General features: G+C 61.7%; 15 protein-coding genes. 4 read left to right on the forward strand and 11 right to left on the reverse strand.

Features of this window, described 5'->3' with window-relative positions:
* Window positions 1-28 precede the first annotated feature (28 nt).
* The 5 genes from G5S37_RS09935 to G5S37_RS09955 form a co-directional block, all read right to left on the reverse strand.
* Window positions 29-1,045: a galactose oxidase gene (locus tag G5S37_RS09935; protein WP_165203274.1), complete on the reverse strand. Its 1,017-nt coding sequence runs from the start codon at window positions 1,043-1,045 to the stop codon at window positions 29-31.
* Between the two features lie 458 nt (window positions 1,046-1,503).
* Window positions 1,504-4,224 carry an FAD-dependent oxidoreductase gene (locus G5S37_RS09940; RefSeq protein WP_165203276.1) on the reverse strand — a complete coding sequence of 907 codons (2,721 nt, stop codon included), beginning with the start codon at window positions 4,222-4,224 and terminating at the stop codon, window positions 1,504-1,506.
* 338 nt (window positions 4,225-4,562) lie between these two features.
* Window positions 4,563-5,804, reverse strand: a complete 1,242-nt coding sequence (locus G5S37_RS09945; protein WP_206026378.1) for a PD40 domain-containing protein — start codon at window positions 5,802-5,804, stop codon at window positions 4,563-4,565.
* A 365-nt stretch (window positions 5,805-6,169) separates the two neighbouring features.
* A complete protein-coding gene (locus G5S37_RS09950) occupies window positions 6,170-8,797 on the reverse strand; it encodes an FAD-dependent oxidoreductase (protein ID WP_165203278.1) in 2,628 nt (875 codons plus the stop codon).
* Between the two features lie 749 nt (window positions 8,798-9,546).
* Window positions 9,547-11,226, reverse strand: coding sequence for a hypothetical protein (locus G5S37_RS09955; RefSeq protein ID WP_165203280.1), 1,680 nt, complete (start codon window positions 11,224-11,226; stop codon window positions 9,547-9,549).
* 1,029 nt (window positions 11,227-12,255) lie between these two features.
* Between G5S37_RS09955 and G5S37_RS09960 the strand changes: the two genes are divergently transcribed.
* Genes G5S37_RS09960 through G5S37_RS09975 form a run of 4 tightly spaced genes read left to right on the forward strand, consistent with a single transcriptional unit; the run spans window position 12,256 to window position 16,113 of the window.
* Window positions 12,256-12,981, forward strand: coding sequence for a TetR/AcrR family transcriptional regulator (locus G5S37_RS09960; protein WP_165203282.1), 726 nt, complete (start codon window positions 12,256-12,258; stop codon window positions 12,979-12,981).
* Between the two features lie 41 nt (window positions 12,982-13,022).
* A complete protein-coding gene (locus tag G5S37_RS09965; protein WP_165203284.1) occupies window positions 13,023-13,991 on the forward strand; it encodes an HlyD family efflux transporter periplasmic adaptor subunit in 969 nt (322 codons plus the stop codon).
* A 25-nt stretch (window positions 13,992-14,016) separates the two neighbouring features.
* Window positions 14,017-14,949, forward strand: coding sequence for an ABC transporter ATP-binding protein (locus G5S37_RS09970; protein WP_165203286.1), 933 nt, complete (start codon window positions 14,017-14,019; stop codon window positions 14,947-14,949).
* 21 nt (window positions 14,950-14,970) lie between these two features.
* On the forward strand, window positions 14,971-16,113 hold the full coding sequence (locus G5S37_RS09975) for an ABC transporter permease (RefSeq protein ID WP_165203288.1): 1,143 nt from the start codon (window positions 14,971-14,973) through the stop codon (window positions 16,111-16,113).
* Window positions 16,114-16,459: 346 nt separating this feature from the next.
* On the opposite strand, the gene G5S37_RS09980 is transcribed toward G5S37_RS09975, so the two are convergent.
* The 6 genes from G5S37_RS09980 to G5S37_RS10005 form a co-directional block, all read right to left on the reverse strand.
* Window positions 16,460-16,963 (reverse strand): GNAT family N-acetyltransferase, encoded by a 504-nt coding sequence (locus G5S37_RS09980; RefSeq protein ID WP_165203289.1) that lies wholly within the window; start codon window positions 16,961-16,963, stop codon window positions 16,460-16,462.
* A gap of 23 nt (window positions 16,964-16,986) precedes the next feature.
* Window positions 16,987-17,511, reverse strand: coding sequence for a GNAT family N-acetyltransferase (locus tag G5S37_RS09985; protein WP_165203291.1), 525 nt, complete (start codon window positions 17,509-17,511; stop codon window positions 16,987-16,989).
* Window positions 17,512-17,804: 293 nt separating this feature from the next.
* Window positions 17,805-19,247 (reverse strand): sulfatase, encoded by a 1,443-nt coding sequence (locus tag G5S37_RS09990; RefSeq protein WP_240914846.1) that lies wholly within the window; start codon window positions 19,245-19,247, stop codon window positions 17,805-17,807.
* Window positions 19,248-19,677: 430 nt separating this feature from the next.
* Window positions 19,678-20,106: a GNAT family acetyltransferase gene (locus tag G5S37_RS09995; protein ID WP_165203295.1), complete on the reverse strand. Its 429-nt coding sequence runs from the start codon at window positions 20,104-20,106 to the stop codon at window positions 19,678-19,680.
* Window positions 20,103-20,603, reverse strand: coding sequence for a GNAT family N-acetyltransferase (locus G5S37_RS10000; protein ID WP_165203296.1), 501 nt, complete (start codon window positions 20,601-20,603; stop codon window positions 20,103-20,105). Before G5S37_RS10000 ends, G5S37_RS09995 begins: the two co-directional genes overlap by 4 nt.
* A 343-nt stretch (window positions 20,604-20,946) precedes the next feature.
* Window positions 20,947-22,140, reverse strand: coding sequence for a Gfo/Idh/MocA family oxidoreductase (locus G5S37_RS10005; protein WP_165203298.1), 1,194 nt, complete (start codon window positions 22,138-22,140; stop codon window positions 20,947-20,949).
* Window positions 22,141-22,197 lie beyond the last annotated feature (57 nt).

The raw sequence follows: 22,197 nt of genomic DNA on the forward strand, positions 1-22,197 counted from the left end.
CTCAAGGTGGGCGTGGCTGCTTTGTTGCTTACTTCACCTCCACCGACCACACCTCGGGCGAGCGGAAGCCGGGGCGGGCTTCGCCGCTGGGGATGATGATGCGGCCATTCCAAATCGTGGTGGGCACGGTGGCGCGGGAGATGGGGGCATCGGGGAGGCGATGCCAGTCGCCGGCGGAGACATCGAAGAGCAAGGTGCCCTTGGGGAAGCCGGGATGCTCGGTCTCGGGTTTGAAGCCGACCTTGCTGCCATCGTCGCCACAGAGCAGCAGCAGGCCGCGCTCGGTGCTGGGCGCGGGAGTGCAGGCGGCGACGGCGACCTGCGGGACATCGGGCAGCTTTTCCCAGGTGTTCTTGCCCGGGGTGAAGCGGTAGGCGTCCTTGAGCCAATCGCGTGCAGGCTTGCCGTCCTTGTCCGCATGCAGAGCGGCGCCGGTGAAGAGGTAGAAGGCGCCATCATGCGTGCCCGCGGTGGCGAGCATACGCTCGGGTCCCGGCCACGGGGGCAGGGTCTGCCAGGTGGCATTGGCATTGGCGTCCGCGAGGTTCAGCGACCAGAAGGTATGCATGGCCTTGGTGGCATCTGGCTTATCAATGCCACCTGCCACATAGAGTGTATCACCAATGAGTACACCACAGGTATTGGCAAAGGGCTGGGGAAGGGAGGGAAGCGTGCGAGTGGTGACCTTTCCGGCTTCCCATTTCAAGGCATAGACGTCCGCGCGGTGTCCCTCCGCATTGCTGCCGCCGGCGCAGATGACTTCATCCTTCCACGTGACACTCACGCCGTAGCCGATGGGCTTGGGTAGCTTGCCTGCGTTGCGCCACTGGCCGTCGGGCTTGTCGAGCACCCAGATGTCATCATACCAAATTTTCGTGCCGCCTTCCCACGGGCGCTTTTCAGGGAAGTTTGCGCCACCGGCCACGAGGAGTGCGCCACCGCTCACGCCCGCATGCATGGCGGCGAAGCCTTCCTTGTCCGGCAGGTTGGGGAGCTGGGACCAGTGCAGGGAGGGCTGTCGTGTGGACGATTGCGCGTGGGACATTGGCGGTAGGCAGAGGGAGAGGGCGAGGGCGAGGGACAGGAGGAAGAGGGGGGGAACCAGAGACGCGGAGACGCGGAGGGAAGGGACTTTCGGACTCGTTCGCGAGGGAGACGCGGAGGTGTTTTTGTGATGTGCCACCTTGCGCGCAGCGCCTTGGAGTGCGGTGCGAAGCACCGCTTTGGGGCGGGTGAGGAGGTGGTTGAGAACAGCAGCGGGAAGGTGGATGAAATCTGGGATGGTATGTGAGGGCTGGTGTGCGGAGCGGCGTTGGATTGGGGTGGGGCACTGCAGACACTCCGGCCCCAGGCTCCCAGCCAAAGCGGTGCTTCGCACACGCACTCCAAGGCGCTTCGCGCAAGGTGGTTCGTGACTGGGTGGATTGGGTGTCAGCACGGGTGCGAGGTCACGAGACGTTTTGCTGGGTGCCATGGGGGTGGTGTATCAGGATGTCCTGCTGACTATTTCGCCGCACCCTTCAGCAGCGTGTAGATCACGAGGCAGGCATCGCCGCGGGTGATGGTCTCTGACTTGGCGTCGATGTGTTTTACGGCATCGCGCACCGTGTCTTCGTTCACCCCTTTCACGCTGCGCACCAGCTTCAGGAAGTCCTGCGTTTTCATATCCGCGGCATCGCGGATGGCGGCAGCCTGGGCGAGAGATGTGGCGAGCTGGCGGGCGATGCCGCTGTTGTTGCCACCACTTTCATTTTGGCCGTTGTCCCCCAGCAGCTTCGCAAGTGCCTCTACCCAGAGTTTGCCGGTCAGCATATCGAGCCGGGCCGCGGCATGGACGTCATAGTCCTCAAAGAATCCCTGGGTGCCCAAATACTGCACGGCGGGGATCCACGCTTCTTCGTTTGTCACCTTCACATCATTGAAGAAGCTTACGAGGAATTGCTTCTCTGCCAGCGTGCGCACGAGCTTGCGGCTGTCCAATGCGGCGGGTGTCGTCTTGTCCTTGATGGCCTGTGCAGCGGCGAAGCCGGCGGCCTCACCGGTCTGCATCCACACGGGCTCCAGGCGGATGGCGCCCCACATCACGTGCGTGGCGGAGAGGCAGATGGGTACAAGGAGATTGTCCACACCCTGCGGCAGCAGGCTGCGGTAGGGAATCTGCGCAGGGCGTGACTCCTGGGTGAGGATGAGCTTGCCGTCATACTTGAAGCCGGGGCGCGAGTCGGTGGTGCAGGAGTGGGAGTCCTGGTACCAGTCGGTGGTGCCGATGCTGTCTGGCTGAATCGGTGTGCGCCCATAACCTTTCGCGGCGAAGCCATCGAGCTCGGTGAGCACATGGCGGCCCACGATGCGGCGGGCTTCGCGCACATACATTTCATAGGGGATATGGCCGTTGTCCGTGAACTCATCCTTGGGCAGGCCCCATTCCCGGAAGCCTGCGCGCGCTTTTTCAGAGACGGACTCGTCATTCTGCAGGAACCAGATGAGGCCGAGCCCGAAGTTCTTGTGCCGCTCGATGATCTTCTCACGTGTGGGCCAGTCCGCCTCGGGGTACGCGTGATTTTCGCCCGGGAGAATGGGGCTGTTCATGTGGGACTTCAGATTGGGCCCTGCATTCGTGGCGATGGATTTGCGGCCGTAGTTCACATACTCCTCGCGGTTGTAGCCGGGAGGTGGCTCGGTGAGCATGATGCGATTCGCGGGATCCTTCGTGACGCAGAAGCGGTAGTTGTAGGCCTGCACAGCACCGTCCGCGGTGAAGGGGCTGGTGGGATCCACGCTGCCCTGGCGGGAACCGTAGGGGCGGATGTTCAGCTTGCCCTCGATGGCGTCGACCGGAGCGGAGTCGCTGTCGATATTCACAAACGCCTTGCCCGCGTGCGGCTCATTGTATTCCGCGCGTGCTTCGCGGCCCACACGGAAGGGGACCTTCGCCAGCGCGAAGAGGTCGCCTTCATAGGTGCCATCGGCGAAGACGGTGGCCTTGGCGGTGATGTCATTCTTGGTGCCGTACTCGCGCAGGGTCACGCCTTTGATGATTGCGCCTTCGCGCTCCAGTGACACGGGATAGTGTGAGAGCAGCAGTGTGAGGTTCTTCTCCCCGGCGACGAGGCGATGGAACTCGCGCTCGTTCACCTTCGACTCGGCCCAGCTGATGGGATACTTCTGGTGTGAGTAGCGGATGATCTGATGATCCGGCGAATCCTTGCCGAAGCGCTCGATGTAGTACTTCTCAATATTCCCCAGCAACTCCGTGAAGAGCGGCGCGCGCGGGCCGCCGTAGAGTGCGTCCCACTGCATGAGGCCATTGCTCATCATGCCGCCGATGTGGCGGTTGTGCTGCACGAGGAGAACGGTGAGACCTTCACGCGCGGCGCGCACAGCACAGGCAGTGCCACCGGCGGTCGCACCGACGACGATGAGGTCGTACGATTTGCCGTTCACCTGAGCTGCGGGCACGTCCTTGGCGAGGGCGATGGGTGCGGTGTCGGGCGTGAGGTTGGTTTTGCGTTCGGCTGTCTTTTCCGCGAGGGGCGAGAGTGCGGCAGCTGCGGCGAGACGGGCGCGGGCGGCGGCGTGCTCGGGAGAGGACTCGACCTCCTTCGAGCGCGTGGATGCGGGGACGAGCGTCTTCGCGTTCTTCTCCGTGGGCGTGCTCATGGCGAAGCCGGAGGGCGCCTTGCCATCGCGCTCGGACTTCGCCAGGGCGATGGGCACGAACTGCACGCCATCCACCACCACATAGCCATCGGTGTCCTTGTTCGTGATTTCGAGTGATGCCTTGCTGCCCGCTTCAAATCGGAACACACCCAGCGCGCGTGGTACGCCATTCTGCAGGGCTTCCTCACGCTGGTTTATCGTGATGGTCTTGGCGCCGTCGGCACTCTGGATGGTGACGGGCACATTGGTGGCGCGGTTTTTGGTGGCCACATAGAGGAGGCGCACTTCGTAGTCGCCGGGCTCCGTGATCTTCGGCGTGAAGACGGCACTGGCTTCGCCCTGGTGCTTGTTGTCATCGTGGCGGTAGCTCTTGCCGAAGAGCGGGGCTTGCTTCTCGCTGGTGACCCAGGAGCCTTTGTACTCGGCGGCATCATCGTCGAGGATGAGCCCGGCGGGACCGGCGGCAGTGGCAGCGGCATGGATGGTGGTAGCGGAAGAGAGCAGGCACAGGCCGCCCGCAAGGGTCAGCGAGCGCGCGGCACGAATGATGGGATGGTGTATCATGGTGCGAATGGGATGGGTGGCTGAAAATGGGAAGTGTGGAAAACTGCGGGATGACGTTGATTCGACATATGGCGCCCCCCTTTTCTAAAATGGGCGGTAGGGATGCGCTCCTGCGCGTCCGAAAATAGTGGGCGGAGGTGGTGGGGTGGTCGTGGTGTTGCGAGGTGGTTTCGCGCTGAAGCTCCGCGCCCCCTCCGCCCATCTAAAGACGGACGCGCGGGAGCGCATCCCTACCGTCCATTTTTTAGAAGCGGTGATGAAGGTGAATGGCATTCCGAGGTCGGCTGAGTTGCGGTGCATGAGGTTGCAGACTCGTGATGCGAGAATGATGTGGAGATCTACTTGGTGATCGCCGCCGCCACACCATCACTCACCTCCGCCACATACAGCCGCGTCCAGGTGCCGTCGCTCACGTTGAAATAGATGCGCTTGCCATCTGCGCTGAAGACGGGATGCGGATGGGAACGCCGCCACGAGCGGGCACCACCGTCGTTCTTGAACGAGTGCAGGAGGATGTGATTGCCACCGCGTGCGTCGGCGAGGACGATGCCCCAGCTTTTGGCGTCTCCGCCGAACTTGTCCATAGTGGAGTCGGTGACGATGAGCTTCCCATCCGGACTGGCGGAGGGATGATCTCCACTCACCGCGGGCAGGCCGGGCAGGCGGGTGCCTTTACCGTTGTCGCTGTCGAAGAGCGTGAAGGAAGTCTCGACGATGGTCTTGCCATCCGGATGCCAGGAGGGATGGCCCCAGCGATCGCTTTGATAGAGGAATCGATTCTCCGCGATGCTGTAGCACACGAGGCCGAGGCGCTGGCTCGCGGCGGTGCCGCGTGGATCGCGCGTGATGCCGGGTGCGGCGAGCTTGAAGAACACGCGGTCTGCCTTCGGGCTGAGCACGGGGAAGAAGATGATGAAGGGCTTTCCTGCAAACGCCTTGTCCACCCACGCGGTGTACTTCTCCTTCACGGCCTGTGCGGTGAGCACGGTCTTGATTTCACCGGTGGCAGCATTGCAGAGTTCCAGGTTCGTGTGCTCACCCGGATCCCAGTGCTGGCCGTAGAGCGGCACGAGGTCACCATTCGGCTGGCCCCAGCTGGAGAGACGGTTCTTCGCAAGGATGCGCTCCTTGCCGGTATCGAGATCCACGGCACCGACGAACCACGTGCCATCGCGCAGTCCGTGGAAGGTGATGCGCTTGCCATGGGAAAGCCATTGCTGGCAGGCAGCACGGTGGGCGTCTTCGGTTTCGATATTCGTGACGAGCGTCTTCTCTTCGCCGGTGCTGCGGTTGATGATGTGCACTTCACCGGTGTGGCCATTCAGCGCGGTGGAGGAATAGAAGAGGACCTGCGTGCCATCCGGACTCTCCGGGCAGGTGTTGAAATACGAGTGGATGCTGTGGCGCTCGGCGGTCTCCGGCAGCACGGGGCGAATCTTTACCCCGCTGCGCCAGGAGGCGAGAGGGTCGTCTTTTGTTTCCGCATGCGCCGTGATCGTGGCGATGCAGGTGAATGCGAGCCCTGCGAAACCAAGAAGCGTGGGCAGGACGCGGGAAAGGAAGGTGCGTTGAGATTGCATGGCGCTACGGCTAGCTGGCACCCCTGCCGGGGTGCGGTGGGTATGGATGGCGATCCGGTGGTGTTCGGTCGCAGGGCTGCCTCGACCACCGGCTACAGGCTGATATCCCTCCGGGATGGGGAAGAGAGACGTGGGTGAGGGGTTTGATTCGGAGACCAGGGGATTATGAGTCCCTTGTTCTAACGGCTCCGGCGGAACTGATACACGGAATCGCGAAAGCAGTTCAGGAGACTTAAACGCCAATGGGGACAGGAATGTCCCCACTCCTTGAAGGCGGTGCATGCTTTCAAGGAGCGGGGGCATTCCTGCCCCCGATGGGAGTGTGATTTTGCTTTGCCGTTCACCTTGCATGAGTTTGGAAGCAACTACTTGATCAATGAGAGCGATCTCAGAAACGCATCGGACTTGGCCATGCATTCATCATACAGCGGGGCGGTGCGCATGAGGTAGCCGTGGGCGCCGCCTTCATGGATGATGAGTTCGCTGCGGTTTCCAGCCTTGAGCATTTCCTCGTGGAAACGCTTCGCGCCGGCGAAGGGCGTGACGGTATCGCCGGTGCCGTGGAAAGTGATGGTGGGAGGCACGCCGGGCTTCACGCGATCTACAGGGGAGAGCTGCTTCCACTTCTCGCCGATTTTCGCGTTGCCATAGCCTTGAGCAGAGGTGTCGATGACGGGGAAGAGGAGGATCAACGCATTCGGCGTGGATGAGACAGAAGTGCCTTCGCCTTCTTCATTCACATCATCGAAGAGCGCGGTGCTCACGGCCACGTGCCCACCGGCGGAACCACCGCTGACGACAATCTTGTCCGGGTCGATGCCGAACTCACTCGCATGCGCACGCACGTAGCGCACGGCGGAGCGGCCATCCTTCACACAATCAAACACGGTATTGGCTGGTTCCTTGCCCAGCAGACGGTACTCCACGCTGATTCCCACCATGCCGAGCTTCGCGAAATGGTCCGCGAAGGGATACATGCGGCTGGCCTGGCCTCCGCGCCATCCGCCTCCGTGGATCACGATGTAACACGGGCGCTTGTCAGTGGACTTGAAGCCCTCCGGTTCGAAGACGTGCAGCATCAGGTCACGGTTCACGACATGCTTATACGCCACCTTGCGCGTGGGCTTCAGCTTGGCGGCGAGTGTGTCCACATGGTCTGGTCCTTTGGGCTCGGTAGTAGGTGCGGCCGTTGGAGTGGAGGCGGGCTTGGTTTCTGCCTTGGTCGATTTCTTCGGCGCGGCTGGCGTGTCGAGGTCTGCCTGCACTTTCTTCTCCTTCCACTCGATGATTTGTTTGTCCTTCAAGAGCTGGGTGCGTAGCTTGGCCTGGTCCACCTTCTGCACGGGAACCTTGTCATCGATGGCGTAGCTCGCGGCGGTGGCGGCGCTCTGGCTGCTGATCATGAAGACGGGCTCCATGCGGATGCTGCTGAAAGCGGTGTGGCTCGCAGACAAGGCGAAGGTGACAAAGAGATTCTCGCACTCGGCTTGCTTCGGCACGATGGCGCCGTAGCCGATGGGATAGGGCGGTGCGCCATCGCGACCGATGGCGGTCTTACCTTCACGAATGACCACGCCGTCCTTCACGATGCGACGGATTTCATGCGTATCCGTGCCGTAGGAGCCGAGGCCTACGGAGTGCGGCGCGACCTCGCGGCCAAAAGTGTAGTGCTCGGTCAGCACGAGGTCGGAGACCATGCGGCGCGCTTCGCGAATGTAGAGCTGATGAGGCCAGCCGCCGTTGTCCTGGAACTCATCCTTGGGCAGGCCGAACCGCTTCATGTCATCACGCACCTTCGCAGGCACGCGTGAGTCGGTGGCGAGGAAATACAAAAGGCCGCGATGGTAGAGCTCGTGCTCCTTCGCAATCTGCGTGCGGCGGTCGTAGCTGGCCTCGGGCCACTCCCAGCTCGCGCCGGGCATGTTTCCGCCGAAGGTGGCGGTGTTGAAGTCCCACTTGTCATTCGGCAGCGCGTCGTGCTTGGAGAACCAACGCAGGTCCATGTCATCGCCCATGGCGAGGCAGCCTTCGATGAAACGCGCGACGAGTTCATAACGCTTCGCATCATAACCCTCCGGCGCGGTGATGGGGATGCGGTCCTTCGCGGTGGTGAGGCAGAGGCGGAAGCAGTAGGCCTGCACACCGGGTGCGGGCTCGCCGGGGTTTCCGGGGGTGCCTGCATTTAGTAGAGGGAGCAATCCGCTGCGCGGTTCACCAGGAGAAACGTAGGGGTCGAGCGGCAGGTCGCGGTCCCACACGCCCTGGCCACCGGGCACGCGACCGGTGGGGCCGGGCTTGAGGTGATTCGTGCGCGGCTGGTACTTCTCCGTGTAGTGGATGCCGTTGTAGGTCTCACCGTACTTGGCATTGCCCTCGCGCATCAGGGTGTAGGACACCTTTGCGCGCGCCATGAGGTCGCCCTCATAGGTGGCGTCGATGAACATCTTCGCACGAACGACGGTGCCGTCCTCCATGGTGAGCTCGGTGAGGCGAGCGCCGTCCTTCTTCGCACTCGCCAGGCGGGCGCTGAAATGCACGGGCACGTTTGCCTCCTTCGCCATGTCGGTGAAGACCTTCTCCGCGATGTGCGGCTCGATGGAATAGGCACCGCCGGTGGCTGGGCCGCCACCCTTGCTCACAAAAGGCTGGTCCCACGCGAGCGTCTTCCCATAGCTGGCGACGAGACGGGTGAAGTATTCCCGCGCAATGCCACCCACGGTGCGCGGGTCACCGATATCCACCGCGCTGAGGCCACCGGCTGTCATGCCGCCGAGGTGTTTCCCCGGTTCGAGGATGACGGCCTTCTTTCCCATGCGCGAGGCCTGCACCGCAGCCGCGACACCGCCGGAGGTGCCGCCGTAGATGCAGATGTCTGCGTTGATGACTTCGGCGGCATGGGTGGAGGAGGAGAAGGTGATGCCCGCGAGCAGGGTGATTGCGGTGGTCTTCAGGCGGGAGGTAAGAAGGAGGAGGGGGACAGGGAAACGTGCCATCGTGAGGAGGTGCAATTTTTTTAGATGGGGACTGCGTGCCACAGTGAACGCGAAACGGGGATGGGAATAGCTGGTCAAGTAGATTGACCAGTAGGGTGGCGGATGACGAGGCAAGCCGGACGCGGCCCTGGGAGCGCTGGCCTCCGGCCGGCGTATTCATGTCGGACACCGCACAAATCAATACTCGACGAACTCCACAGCGAGTGTCCCCTTTTTGCACTTGGGGCAGGGTTCACCGTTCTTGAATTCCATCTTGAGTGCATGTGCGCCGCAGTCAGGGCAGGGGACAGTATCAATGGGATAGTGCACTACTTCGAATGTGCGACCGGTTGAACTGATGACGTCTCGGGATTCTGCGGTAAAGACTACCCCGGTGGGGAGCAGCTCCACTCCCGGTCGTTTTCGGGTGCCGGATTGCACGACTCTTTGCAGTTCGATGATTTCACCCACGCGAGGCCCCATTCGGGCTTCTGTGGGACAACTGAAACGTGTGAGGCACGCGATGCAGAAGCACCTCGATTCACTCGTGTGGTGGCTGTGCCCGCCCGAGAAATTGAAGCTGCACTCGCTGCACGTTGCATGCTGTCCCATATCGATCGCATGCTAGCGGCAGCGTGGCGACGTCGCAACGTCTCTTGGTGGTCTACCTGCACCGTGTGCTGTCAGCATCGCAAATGGACGAAGAGCACGACACGGCCACGCAGCATCGCCGGCCGGAGGCCAGCGCGCCCAGGGCTACAGTGTGCTTCTCACACCATCGCCAGATCAAAATAATCAATCTCCATCGGCTCGCCGGATTCGAGGGTGAACTCGATCTTGTTCTTCCCATCGATGAGCAGATTCGCAGGCACGGCCCAGGCGCGCATTTGTGCGGGGGTACCGAGCATGGTGGTGTAGGGATTGGGAAAGGGCTCGGACACCATCGCATTGGCGGCGAGTTCGGTGCCGTTGATGAAGGCCTTCCACCTTCCGGTGGGGTACTCGGGAGCGAGTTGCACGCGGAGGCGGCCGTTGCGCTGCCAGCCGTCCTTGGGCGGGGCGAGGTCGAGGGTGAAGAGGGCCGTGTCGCCGGTCTCAACCTTCCGCGGGAGAAGGGGCGGGCGCTCGAAGGGATTATTCCAACCGGGAGCGAGGAACCAGTGCTGCGGCTGGCGTGCGAGCCACTCCTTGTCTGCCATCTTGTTGAATACCTCAAACGGCGGTTCGCTGAAGGGACCGCGTTCGGGGCCGCCGTGCTCGCGGTAGTAGGCAAAGTTGAAGGCGCTCACGCCATCCGCACCGCGTGCATACGCGAGGTGGGCGGTGGTGTTGTACTGCTCCTTCGTGGTGCGGCGGAAGGGGAAGGTATCGTAGCCGGGCACAATCTTCGTCCCATTCCAAATGGAATGACACATCTCATGATACACCGCGGCATCAGGGATGCTCGTGCGGATGGCCGCCAGGTCCGTCTGCTGCACGGTGAAGTAGCTCACGGAGAGGTTCACCATGTCCAGCCCGGCGGCGACCATGTCGGGCAGGTGGATGCCGAGTGGGTCGTGCGCCTTCAGGATGGCGGGCACGCGTGCGCAGAGCCAGCGGCGTTTCCCACCAATCTCGGTGCGCTTCAGCAGGGCGCGCACATCACTGACAAAGGAGGTCATGATCTCGCGCCGCTGTGCCTGGTTCGTCTCCTCCGGGCGGAAGAAATTGTAGAAGCGCATGAAGTCGAGCTCGATGCCATCGAGGTCGTAGGTCTCGCAGAGTTCCTCGATGAGCTTGAACTTGTGCGCACGCACTTCGCGCTCGGCCCAGTTCTGCACAAGGTCGTAGCCGCGACCCTTTTCGGACTTCTCGCGCAGCCAGTACTCCGGATGTTCCACATAGTGCCGCGTGACACTCATGCCGATGCTGGTGCCGGGCTTGTCCTTGGGCTCGAAGAGGGCGCGCTCCTTGTGATGCGCGTCATTCAAGCGGATGGAGATGAATCCTGCCTGGCCGCGGGCCTTGCAGCGATCGAGGAAGATCTTCACGATATCGCCGCCGTGGAGGACGAAGTTCCCGAAGGAGTCCGGCTTCGTGCCGTAGCGCTGCTCGATCCATTCGTAGTGCTCCTTGAGCGGGAAGATTTTGCTGGGCCACATGGGCACCATGCCGAGGCCGGGCTGCAGGAGGTGCGCGTCCACTCCAGTGCCCGCGACCTCATCCACGCTGGCCTCGATCATCTCCTTGCGCAGGGGCGCGCCCTTCGGGTGCCAGGGGGCGGTGCAGCCGGTGATGTTCGTGGTGTCATTGCTGTAGAGCACCTTGAAGGGCGCCTTGTGCCCGGGGCCTACGGTGACATTGGCCGCGACCGCGGTGGTGGTAGGAATGAGCGCGTGATGCCCGGCCAGCGCTGCCGTGGTGGCAGTGACCGTGTGGGTAAGGAAATGGCGGCGGGAAATGGGGGGCATGGGGTGGAGGGGGCGGGGTGCGCCTGCAGACGCGGGATGTCACGCGCGCACTCGTCCTATATAGAGAAACGCAGGCGCTGCCTCCGGAGCTTGCACCTGAAGAAGATTTTGGGAGTGGTACGAAGGCCGATGGACTGGGTCCTTTCTTCCCGCGCCCTCCTGTCTTGCATTGGCGAACGTGAATCGATATGTTGGCTGCATGAGCAACCATTTTTGTCCCAAGTGCGGGAAAGGGCTCCAGGCCCGGTGGGGCTCGGGCGGAGTTTCCTGTGAGGCGTGCTCGTGCCGCGGCGAGCATTCCGGTGAAATGCTCGCCATTTGTGGAGGGACGATTGCGGTGGTCGGGAGTCTCACCTCCGCTGCAAATGAAGCTTTCGTGATCGGTGTTGGTTTTATGTGTCTGAGCTTACTGCGGTACAGGCGCCAGTGGCGGGCTGGGAAGAGAGCCGCGGAGGTGGAGGGTGGTCGGGCGAAGGTGTGAATTGTCAGTGGGACAAGTGCGCGTCGAGGAGTGGGGGAGGTTAAGGGGGCAAGAACGACTGATGCAGCGAACAGAGACGTGGGACTGTTTTTGTCTGTTATGTGGAAGGAGCGCTTTGCGCCTTGGAGTGCGGTGGCAAGCTTCAAGCGCGACACCGCTTTGAGCGGGGAGATGAGCATCAAGGAGCGAAATCACGGTCCAATTCCCAAGACGCTCTCCCACTCGGAAGCTTCGATGTTGGGTCTACTCAAGGTCTGCAGGAATGTAGGGTGAGACTCCTTCGTTCAAAGCGGTGTCGCGGCCTCAAGGGAGGCCTTTGCCACCGCACTCCAAGACGCAAAGCGACTTGGTGCGTTGAGTTGGTGTGCAGTACGCCATTGCCCTGTTTGTGCAAATTGACCTGACGCATTCGCTCCGCGAGACGGACTCTGCAAAGCGACAGCGGGGTGGTGCATCGGACCCACTCTCCCTGAACGCCTTCATCGCACGGAAAAAGTCACTTGCATATCTCAGGAAACTAAAGATACTATTCTAGTTTCCTAGGTGCTATGAATGCGAAACGAAAGCCCAGACCCTCCGCTACCATTCGCAAGAGTGCGGTGAAGGTGGTGGCGGCGAGGAAAGGTGGGGCGCGTGTTGCGCGGCCGGCTGCGAGGGTGAGTGCAGAGCCTGCTAAAGCTTCTCCAGACCATCCCGCACGCGAGCGCATCATCGAAGGTGCACGGCAGCATTTTTTTGCCCACGGGTTCCGGGGCGTGACGATGGATGACCTCGCGCAGGAGCTGGCGATGAGCAAGAAGACGCTCTACGCGCACTTCACGAGCAAGCTGGAGCTGGTGGAGGCGGTGATGCGGGAGAAGCTTGGGAGGGCGATGCGCGACATGGAGCGCATCACGGGAGATGACTCGCATGATTTTGCCTCTGCCCTGCATGAGCTGCTGGCGTGCATGCAGGAGCACACGCGGGAGATCACACCGCCCTTTGTGCGGGACATCAAGCGCGAGGCACCGCAGCTCTTTGCGATTGTGGAGCAGGGGAGGCGGGAGATGATTACGAGGCATTTCGGCAAGCTTTTCGCCCAGGGGAAAAAGGAGGGGCGGGTGCGCAAGGATGTGCCGCCGGAGCTCATCGTGGAGATCCTGCTCGCGGCCACGACGGCGATTGTGAACCCGGTGAAGATGACAGAGATGGGGCTCTCGCCACGGGAGGGCTACCTCGGCATCGTGACCGTGGTGCTGGAGGGCGCGCTGGTCCCGGAGGTGCGGGGGAACTGACCATCATCATCATCATCATGCAAGCGATGAAGACGACCATCATGAACCATCACCCCCTATCTGGATGTATCCGGCTTCTGCTTGCCGCAGCGTTTCTCGCTGGCTTGACGGGTTGCGAGCGGGGGAACTCCGGCATCATCCAGGGCTATGTGGAGGGCGAGTATGTGTATGTTGCCTCGCCGCTCGCAGGACAGCTCCAGAAGCTGCACGTGAGGCGCGGGGACCAGGCGAAGGAGGGAGATATGCTCTTCGAGCTGGACAATATTCCAGAGAAGGCGGCTGTGGAAGAAGCACAGCGCCGGCTGAGCCAGTCGAAGGCCACGCTGGAGGATGTGAAGAAGGGGCGACGTCCCACGGAGATGGCGGCCCTGGAGGCGCAGCTCGGCCAGATGAAAGCGGCGCTGACCTATTCCGAGTCCGAAATGACCCGGCAGAAGAAGCTTGTCGGCACGGGTGCCACCTCCAAGGAAGATGTGGATCGCGCGGTGAACCTGTATGACCAGAACCGGCACCGCGTGGCGGAGCTGGAAGCGGAGCTGCAGACGGCGAAGCTCGGCCAGCGCGAGGACCAAATCACGGCGGCCGAGGCGGAGGTGAAGGCCAGGGCAGCGACGCTGGAAAAGGCGAACTGGGACCTCGCGCAGAAGCAGCAGAAAGCGCCGAAGAGCGGCGTGGTCTTTGATACGCTCTATCGCGAAGGCGAGTGGGTCGCGGCGGGCCGTCCCGTGGTGGCACTGCTGCCACCGGCGAATGTGAAGGTGCGTGCTTTCATTCCCGAGCCGGAGATAGGCAGTGTGCAGCACGGGGACAAAATGGAAGTCTCGATCGACGGTGCTGCTCCCATGGTGGGCACGGTGAGCTTCATCTCGCCGCAGGCGGAGTACACCCCGCCGGTGATCTACAGCCGCGAGAGCCGGAGCAAGCTGGTATTCATGATTGAGCTGCTGTTCGAGCCTGACGTAGCGGCCAAGCTGAATCCCGGCCAGCCGGTGGATGTGCGCCGCAAGTAAGCAAACAAGCAGGATCCCCCGCGCCATGCCGGAAAAGGAAGAACTCATCATCGATGTGAAAGGCGTCACGAAGCGCTTTGGCGAGCGCACCGTGGTGAATGACATCGGCCTGCAGGTGCGGCGCGGGGAGATCTACGGCTTCCTGGGACCGAATGGCAGCGGGAAGACCACCTTCATCCGCATGCTGTGCGGGCTGCTGCGCGCAGACGGTGGCAGTGGCACCTGCCTGGGGTATGACATCATCACCCAGAGCGCGGAGATCAAGAAGCACGTGGGCTACATGACGCAGCGCTTCAGCTTCTATGAAGACCTGAGCATTGCGGAGAATCTGGACTTCGTGGCGCGCATGTATGGGGTGCCCAATCGGAAGCGGGCAGTGCAGCAGAGCATCGAGGAGCTGGGACTGGCGGGTCGTGAACGGCAGCTCGCAGGCCAGCTCTCCGGTGGATGGAAACAACGTCTCGCGCTCGCGGCGTGCCTGATTCATAGTCCCAATCTCCTGCTGCTGGATGAACCGACCGCAGGTGTGGACCCGAAAGCGCGACGTGATTTCTGGGAGCGCATCCACCAGCTTTCGCACAAAGGGCTCACGTTTCTCATCACCACGCACTACATGGATGAAGCGGAGCAGTGCGACCGGCTGGCGTACATTGCGTACGGGAACCTTCTCACGAACGGCACCGTGCCACAGGTGATCGAGCAGGCGGGCATCACCACGTGGGCCGTGCGCGGGCGGGGGTTGATAGCTCTCGCGGAGAAGATTCGCGAGCAGGAGGGTGTGGGCCAGGCGGTGGCGTTTGGCACGTCCCTGCATGTGAGTGGCACGGATGCAGCGGCGCTGGAGAGGGCCATCGCGCCCTACCGGAAGGACGGGATGGAGTGGGAGAAGATTCAGCCGGGACTGGAGGATGTCTTCATCCACCTCATGGAGCACTCGAAGGACAACTTTGCGAAATGATGGTTTCCATCAGGACATGATATGAATACGAACTCCCGCTTCTCCCTCACACGCTTCGCGGCGATTGTGATCAAGGAGTTTGTGCAGATGCGCCGGGACCGGCTGACGTTTGGCATGATGGTGGGCATTCCCATCCTGCAGCTGGTGCTCTTCGGATTCGCCATCAACTCGGACCCGAAGAACCTGCCTGCCGCTGTGCACCTGGCGGACCATGGACCGCAGGCGCGCACCCTGCTGCAGGCCATCAAGAACAGCGGCTACTACCAATTCGTGAAAGAGACCACCAGCGAGCAGGAGGCGTATGACCTGCTGGCGCGGGGTGAGGTGCAGTTTGTGATTCAGATTCCGCAGAACTTCACACGCGACTTCCTGCGGGGCGACCGTCCTGTGCTGCTCGTGGAGGCGGATGCCACGGATCCGGGCGCTACCAGCAATGCCATCAGCTCCCTCCGCACGCTGGTGAATTCTTCACTGGTGAATGATCTCAAGGGACCACTGAGCTTTCTCGCGGGTACGGAGGGGCCGGTGGACCTGCGCATTCACGCGAAGTACAATCCGGAGGCTATCACGCAGTACAACATCGTGCCCGGCCTCATGGGTGTGGTGCTCACCATGACCATGGTGATGATCACCTCGCTGGCCATCACGCGCGAGCGCGAGCGCGGCACCATGGAAAACCTGCTCGCCATGCCCACGCGTCCGCTGGAGGTCATGACGGGGAAAATCATTCCGTACATCTTCATGGGCTATGTGCAGGTCACCGTCATCCTGCTGGCGGCGCACTTCCTCTTCCAGGTGCCCATGTCCGGCAGCCTCGTGCTGCTGCTGCTCGCCGCTTTCATCTTCATCGTGGCGAATCTGGCCGTGGGCATCATGTTCTCCACCCTGGCGAAGAATCAGCTCCAGGCCATGCAGATGTCCTTCTTCTTCTTCCTGCCGTCGCTGTTGCTGTCGGGTTTCATGTTTCCCTTCCGTGGCATGCCGGTGTGGGCGCAGATGATTGGTGAAGTGTTTCCGCTCACGCATTTCCTGAGGATCATCCGTGGCATCTTGCTGAAGGGGAATGGCGCCACGGAGATGGGGCTGCAGCTCTGGCAGATTGCCTTGTTCGCCACGGTGGTGATGTTTATCGGGGTGAAGAGGTACAGGCAGACGCTGGATTAGTTCATGTGGTCAGTAGTGCCCGCAGTGAGCATGAACGTCAGCGAACGAGCCAGACAGGTGACGCGAAGCGTCCTTGGATTGCGCGCAGCCCTGCTGCCGCTTTCCTCAAGTGCAGCCTGCTGCACGCTTCACCGCGACGCAGTCGCCAAGCGTTTCGGACATTCCACTCTACGAGCGTGTGTCACCATCGCCGCAGCAGGCTACGGACTCTTCAAAGCGGCAGCAGGGCTGCGCGCAGTCCAGGGACGCTTCGCGTCACAGCATCCGGATCATTCGTCTATGTCGCCATTTTCAATTCACTGAGCATGGGGAATGCCTGCCTGAGTGCGCGCCCGTTCTCATCCTCTTACGTCCTGGGAGTATCGTCTTGCCTCCACACGTACCTCATGTCCGGCTCACGCTCTTCGTTGCCCATGCCTTCGGTCATGCGGTCGGCGATGAAGCCGTGCTTTTCGTAGAAGCGGCGGGCGATGGTGTTGCGCTGGAAGGCCCAGAGTTTTAGTTCAACGTTTTCGCGCATCGCCAGGCGCAGGAGGGCGGTGCCGAGGCCCTGGCCCTGATGCGCGGGGTGCACATAGAGATGCTCGACGGCACCAGGGCAGAAGGTGATGAAGCCCAGGGGCTCACCCGCGAGGCTGGAGACGGCGAGCCAGGTGGCGGCCTCTTGCCGGGCGAGCACGCGGGTGAAGAAGTCGAGATCCTCCGCCGGAGTGTGGAGCTCAGGAATGTGAGGGAGAGCCGTGCGGAAGGCAGCGCGATGGAGCGCAACCATGGCGGCGGCATCTTCCTTTTCCGCGCGGCGGAAGTGGATGCCATCGCGGGTGATGTCTTCGTCTTCCGTGGTGTTCATGGGGTGCGGATGCGAATGTGGAGTCAGGTGTCCAGGAACAGGCCCATCATGATCACGTCGTCATAGTGGCCATCAACGAAACGGCTGCGTATTCTGCGGCCTTCCTCTTCGAAGCCGAAGCGCTGGTAGAGCGCGATGGCGGGGATGTTCGAGGCGTAGACGGAGAGCTCGATTTTCAGCAGACCTTTGGTGCGTGCCTTGTCGAGCACGGCATGCATGAGTTTCGCCCCGAGGCCCTGACGGCGAAACGGCTTCGCGACACCCATGCCGAGGCGACCTATATGCGCATTTCCTGAAGAGACATCGCCGGGAATGGCATCGCACCAGCCCGCGAGTTCGCCATCCACGAAAGCGAGGAATTGCGGATGATCCTTCTGCACGTTGGTTTTGATGAAACGTTCGGTGCCCTCGAAGGGAGGCGGCTCCAGGGCAGCGAGATATTTTCGCTCGCGGCACACGTCGCTGAGCACACGATAAAACTCGGAGATGTCAGCCTCTTGAATCGGGCGGATGAGGATGACGGTGGCGGCGTGTGCAGGGGCGCTCACATGGGGAGAATGGAGGAGCGGGGCGTGGGAGACAAGAAGAAGATGGGGGAGTTTGCAGTAGTTTGAGGTGGTCAGCCAAAAGGGGATGTGGGTGTGGCGGGCTGCATTGGATTCAACACAGAGACGCAGAGGAACTTCGGAGACTGAGGGAGAGCGCTCAGAAATCCTGAATGACGACAACCAAGAACATCAGTTCAGTTTCAGTCTCCGAAGTTTTCTCTGCGTCTCTGTGTCTCTGCGTTGAACACCCTGTACTCAAACTCACCCATCATGAGTCCCTTGCAGCTACATGGCTACCTCGGCCCCGCCACCTTCCACCCCGCGTGCAGAATCGCGGACATCTCCTTCATCTTGTCTGCATTCGCGGCATCGCTGGCGATGTTGGTATCTTCCTGCGGGTCCTTCTTTTCGTCGTACAACTCCACGCCCATGTCATTGCCTTCGCGGTCCTTCCACTCGGTGTAGCGCCAGTCGGTGGTGCGGACGCTGCGGCCCATGATTCCTTCCTTGCCGGGGCGGAGGTACTGGCTGAAGGCGGCTTTCTTCCAGGGCTTGGTGGGCTCCTGGAGCAGGGGAGCGAAGCTCGTGCCTTCGAGATGGGTGGGTAGTTCGAGTCCGGCGAGCTCGGTGAGGGTGGGGTAGAGATCCACGAGTTCCACCAGTGCGCTGCTGCGCTGACCGGCGGCCCTTTGCGCGGAAGAGGGAGCGCGTACGATGAGCGGGACATGCGTGCCGAGTTCGAAGTTGGTCATCTTCGTGAAGAGGCGGTGCTCGCCAAGGTGGTAGCCGTGGTCACCCCAGAAGACGACGAGGGTATTCTCACGCAGGCCGAGGCGGTCGAGTTCCGCGAGCACGCGACCGACTTGTGCATCCATGAAGCTCACGCAGGCGCGATAGCCGCGGATGAGCTTCAGCGCGGTGGCGTCATCGATATCGCCCGTGGCGGGGATGCCGCCGTAGGTGCGGAGTTCGTAGCCATTGTGAAAGGCGGGCTCGGGTGCGCCTTTGGTGCGGCAGTAGTTGTCCGGGAGTTTGATGCTCTCCTCGGGATAGAGGTCCCAGTACTTCTGCGGGCAGGTGAAGGGAAGATGAGGCTTCACGAAACCCACGCCGAGGAAGAAGGGCCTGTTCTCGTTCTTCACGCGTTGCAGAGTCTCGATGGCCTTGAGCGCGGTCATGCCATCGGGGTAGACATCGTCAGACTCGGGCGAGGCTTCGAAGGGTGGTGCGCGCAGAATCTTGGGGCGCTTGTCGGGTGGCAGCTTCTTGAGGCTGGCGAGGAAGTCATTCGATTCCTTCGTGAACCACTGGCGGTAGGGCTCGCCGTGATACCACGCGGGCTCGCTCCATGATTGCGGGTCATCGCCGGGTTCGCGCTCGCTGTGGTGGAAGATTTTTCCGAGGGAGAGGGACGTGTAGTCGTGGTTCTTGAAATGCTGCGGGAGTGTGACCACGTCCGGCATCATGGGCCGGAGGAATTTGTTGTTCGCCATCACCTTCGTGGTGTCGGGCCGCACCCCGCCGAGCACGCTGGCGCGGGAGGGATTGCACACGGCGAACTGGCAGTAGGCGTTTTCAAACAAGGTGCCTTCCTGCGCGAGGCGGTCGATGTGCGGTGTGTTCATGTGCGCCGCGCCGTAGCAGGCGAGCTCCGGGCGCAGGTCATCCACAGCGATGAAGAGGACATTCATCGGAGGCTTCGACGACTTCTCCGCGGCGTGTGATGCGAGTGGCACGCAGATTAGGAGGGGGGCGAGAAGCAGGGGAAAAAGTCGGGACGGCAAGGTCATGACGCGCGGAGGAAGATAAATTTCAAATCGGCGAGCGCGTGTAGAACGAAGGCGCGGTGGGGTTGTTGCGGCGAAGTTGTGGTTGTCTCAGGGTCTTCTTGTGAGACAGAAGGACGGCACAGGAGCGTGATGCACAGGTATGATCCAGATACTGTGACGCGCAGCGTCCCTGGACTGCGTGCAGCCTGCTGCCGCTTTCCAGAGTCCACAGCCTGCTGTGGTGATGGTGATACTCGCTTGTATGGTAAAGCCCCAGGAAAGAGTGGCGACTTCGTCGCGGTGCAACGTGCAGCAGGCTGCACTTCAGGAAAGCGGCAGCAGGCTGCACGCAGTCCAAGGCCTTCGGCGCAGCTTCGATAACCCAGCGATATTGCATTCACACAGACGGCTCATCGTGCACCAGGCGCTTGCCCATGGAAATGACCTCATCCAATCCATAGCCGAGCGCGTGGTAGAAGGCTGCGGCTGCGGCGTTGGTGGTGCGAATCTGCAGATTGATCTTCGGGCAGCCGCGCTCCAGCAGCAGGCGCTCTGCCTCGGAAAGGAGGGCGCGAGCGTGACCGCGGCGCTGATGCGCGGGATCCACGGCGAGGTAGTTCAACCAGCCGCGATGTCCTTCATAGCCTGCCATGACGGAGGCGATGAGGTGTCCGCTTTCCTCACCGACGAGGAAGAGCTCGGGTTGTACTTGCAGCTTTCGCTGGATGTCTTTGCGGGGGTCATTCCACGGTCGCACGAGATCGCATTTCACCCACAGGGCGACGATGGCCGCTTCGTCTTCGGCGCGAAAGGGGCGGATGATCATGGGGACGACGACGGCGATGGTAACGATGCGGACTTGAGCGACTTCAGGAAATGCAGCTTCGCATGACCGTGCGAATCCCAATCGGGAAATTCACCGGCGATGCGGTAGCCATGCTTTTGATAAAACCCCGGCGCTTGGTAGGACATGGTGTCCACGTGTGCATGGATGCAACCGCGTTGGGCTGCGATGTGCTCTGCTTCTGCCAGCAGACCCGCGCCGATGCCGTGGCTGCGCCAATCGGGATGCACGGACATGATGGAGATGCGCAACCAGGAGAACTGGGTGTGGGCGAGGAGGCCGCCGATGATTTCGCCTTCTGATGTCTTCGCAGTCAGCACGAGTGGTTTCGCTTCGTGCTCTGGCGAAGTCCACTTCTCCATGAACTCCGGATTGGAGGTCCAGTTGTGCTGGCGGAGCCACTCGCGGATGGGGTCGCACTCGGGGGCGTCTTCGTCAGCGGCGGGGGTGATGTGCCAGGGGAGGGAGGGAGATGCCATGTGTGAAGTGATAGGGCTCAAATGGATCCAAGCAAGCGTAGATAAACACGATTGAGCCGGATGCTGTGACGCGCAGCGTCCCTGGACTGCGTGCAGCCTGCTGCCGCTTTCCCTCAGTGCAGCCTGCTGCACGCTGTGCCGCGACGAAGTCGCCTGTCGTTCTCCGTTGAACTGGGGATTACCAGCGAGTGTCATCATCGCCACAGCAGGCTGTGGACTCTGGAAAGCGGCAGCAGGCTGCACGCAGTCCAAGGCGCTTCGCGCGTGATGGTTCGTCGGCGAGGACTTGTGAACCTCCCAGAGCGTGCACAGTTACAGACAATTGGACACAGTGAAAATCACCCTACAGCAACGTCAGCGGATTCTGCCGTGTCTTCAGCGGCAGGGTCACGCGCTGGCCGCCGAGACGATGCGACTCAAACACTGCAGAGATGGCTTCGATGGTGGTGCGGCCTTCCTGGGCGCTGCACAGGGGATCGCGATCTTCCTTGATGGCGGCGATGAGGTCCTGTCCGGCGAGGAGGTGGCCGCCGCAGAGTTCCTTGAGATTCTCAATCGGTTCCGGCTTGCCGATGCCAGCAGAAGAAATCGGCACCCAGGCGCGGGGCTTGGTGACGGGGCGGAAGGGGCTGCCTTCCAGGTAGTGGGCAATCGGTTCTTCATCGATGCGCAGATCAATGATGCCGCCGTTGCCGATGATCTGCACGCCGAAGCCGGCGGTCTTCGCGCCAGCACCCTGCACGGAATCAAAGAAGACAGGGAGGCTGCTTTGCATCTCGAAGCGCGCGTGCACTTCATTTCCCGCAAGCGGTCCGATGCCTTCGGCGCCGTCCACCACATCCGCCTTGGTCACGGGCTTGCCGTTTTGCAAGACGGTGGCGGTGCAGGCGAGGTAGTCGCCGGCGAAGAAGTTCGTGAGGTTCAAGAGGTGTGAGCCGAGCACCCAGAGATCCAGGCTGCCGCCGCGCGGGTCTTCCTTGCCACGGGTGCGGTATTCAAGAGGACGACCGATGGCGCCGTCCTTGATGAGTTGGACAATGCGGGGCAGCGCGGGGTGATAACGATTGCGATGGGCGAGGGCGAGTTTGCACTTCGATTTCGCGCAGGCATTCACCACTTCATCGGCCTCCACGAGACTGCGGACGAAAGGTTTCTCAAGGTAGATGCCCTTCGCGCCGGCAGCGATGGAGGCCATGATCATCTCATGATGCTGGTCGATGTGGCGCGGGCCGATGGAGACGATGTCGGGCTTCACTTCCTCCAGCATCTTGCGGTAGTCGGCGTAGCCCTTGCTGAGCTTGAGCTTGGCCTGTGCGCCCTCGAGGCCCTTTGGGTCGGCATCTGCTACGGCGACGATTTCAGACTCGGGAATCTTCAGCCACATGGTATCGAGCCCGTGGCCGTAGGCGCCGCGTCCGGTGTGGCCGATGACGGCGACGCGCATTTTCTTTTCACCGGGACCCGCGGCAAAGGAGGAAGAGGCGGCGGATGCGGCGAGCGTGGCGGCGGTGGTGGAAAGGAAGTGGCGGCGATTCATGGGGGAGGTGCTGGGAGGAATGGGTGCAGTGAGTTCAACGCAGAGACACAGAGACGC

The sequence above is a fragment of the Roseimicrobium sp. ORNL1 genome (assembly GCF_011044495.1).
Lineage (GTDB): Bacteria > Verrucomicrobiota > Verrucomicrobiia > Verrucomicrobiales > Verrucomicrobiaceae > Roseimicrobium.

Excerpts from the sequence above, each read along its gene's own strand:
- G5S37_RS09940 (WP_165203276.1), bottom strand. The coding sequence starts at position 4,224 with ATGATACACCATCCCATCATTCGTGCCGCGCGCTCGCTGACCCTTGCG.
- G5S37_RS09950 (WP_165203278.1), bottom strand. The coding sequence starts at position 8,797 with ATGGCACGTTTCCCTGTCCCCCTCCTCCTTCTTACCTCCCGCCTGAAG.
- G5S37_RS09935 (WP_165203274.1), bottom strand. The coding sequence starts at position 1,045 with ATGTCCCACGCGCAATCGTCCACACGACAGCCCTCCCTGCACTGGTCC.
- G5S37_RS09955 (WP_165203280.1), bottom strand. The coding sequence starts at position 11,226 with ATGCCCCCCATTTCCCGCCGCCATTTCCTTACCCACACGGTCACTGCC.
- G5S37_RS09980 (WP_165203289.1), bottom strand. The coding sequence starts at position 16,963 with ATGAACACCACGGAAGACGAAGACATCACCCGCGATGGCATCCACTTC.
- G5S37_RS09965 (WP_165203284.1), top strand. The coding sequence starts at position 13,023 with ATGAACCATCACCCCCTATCTGGATGTATCCGGCTTCTGCTTGCCGCA.
- G5S37_RS09975 (WP_165203288.1), top strand. The coding sequence starts at position 14,971 with ATGAATACGAACTCCCGCTTCTCCCTCACACGCTTCGCGGCGATTGTG.
- G5S37_RS09945 (WP_206026378.1), bottom strand. The coding sequence starts at position 5,804 with ATGCAATCTCAACGCACCTTCCTTTCCCGCGTCCTGCCCACGCTTCTT.
- G5S37_RS10005 (WP_165203298.1), bottom strand. The coding sequence starts at position 22,140 with ATGAATCGCCGCCACTTCCTTTCCACCACCGCCGCCACGCTCGCCGCA.
- G5S37_RS09995 (WP_165203295.1), bottom strand. The coding sequence starts at position 20,106 with ATGATCATCCGCCCCTTTCGCGCCGAAGACGAAGCGGCCATCGTCGCC.
- G5S37_RS09960 (WP_165203282.1), top strand. The coding sequence starts at position 12,256 with ATGAATGCGAAACGAAAGCCCAGACCCTCCGCTACCATTCGCAAGAGT.
- G5S37_RS10000 (WP_165203296.1), bottom strand. The coding sequence starts at position 20,603 with ATGGCATCTCCCTCCCTCCCCTGGCACATCACCCCCGCCGCTGACGAA.
- G5S37_RS09970 (WP_165203286.1), top strand. The coding sequence starts at position 14,017 with ATGCCGGAAAAGGAAGAACTCATCATCGATGTGAAAGGCGTCACGAAG.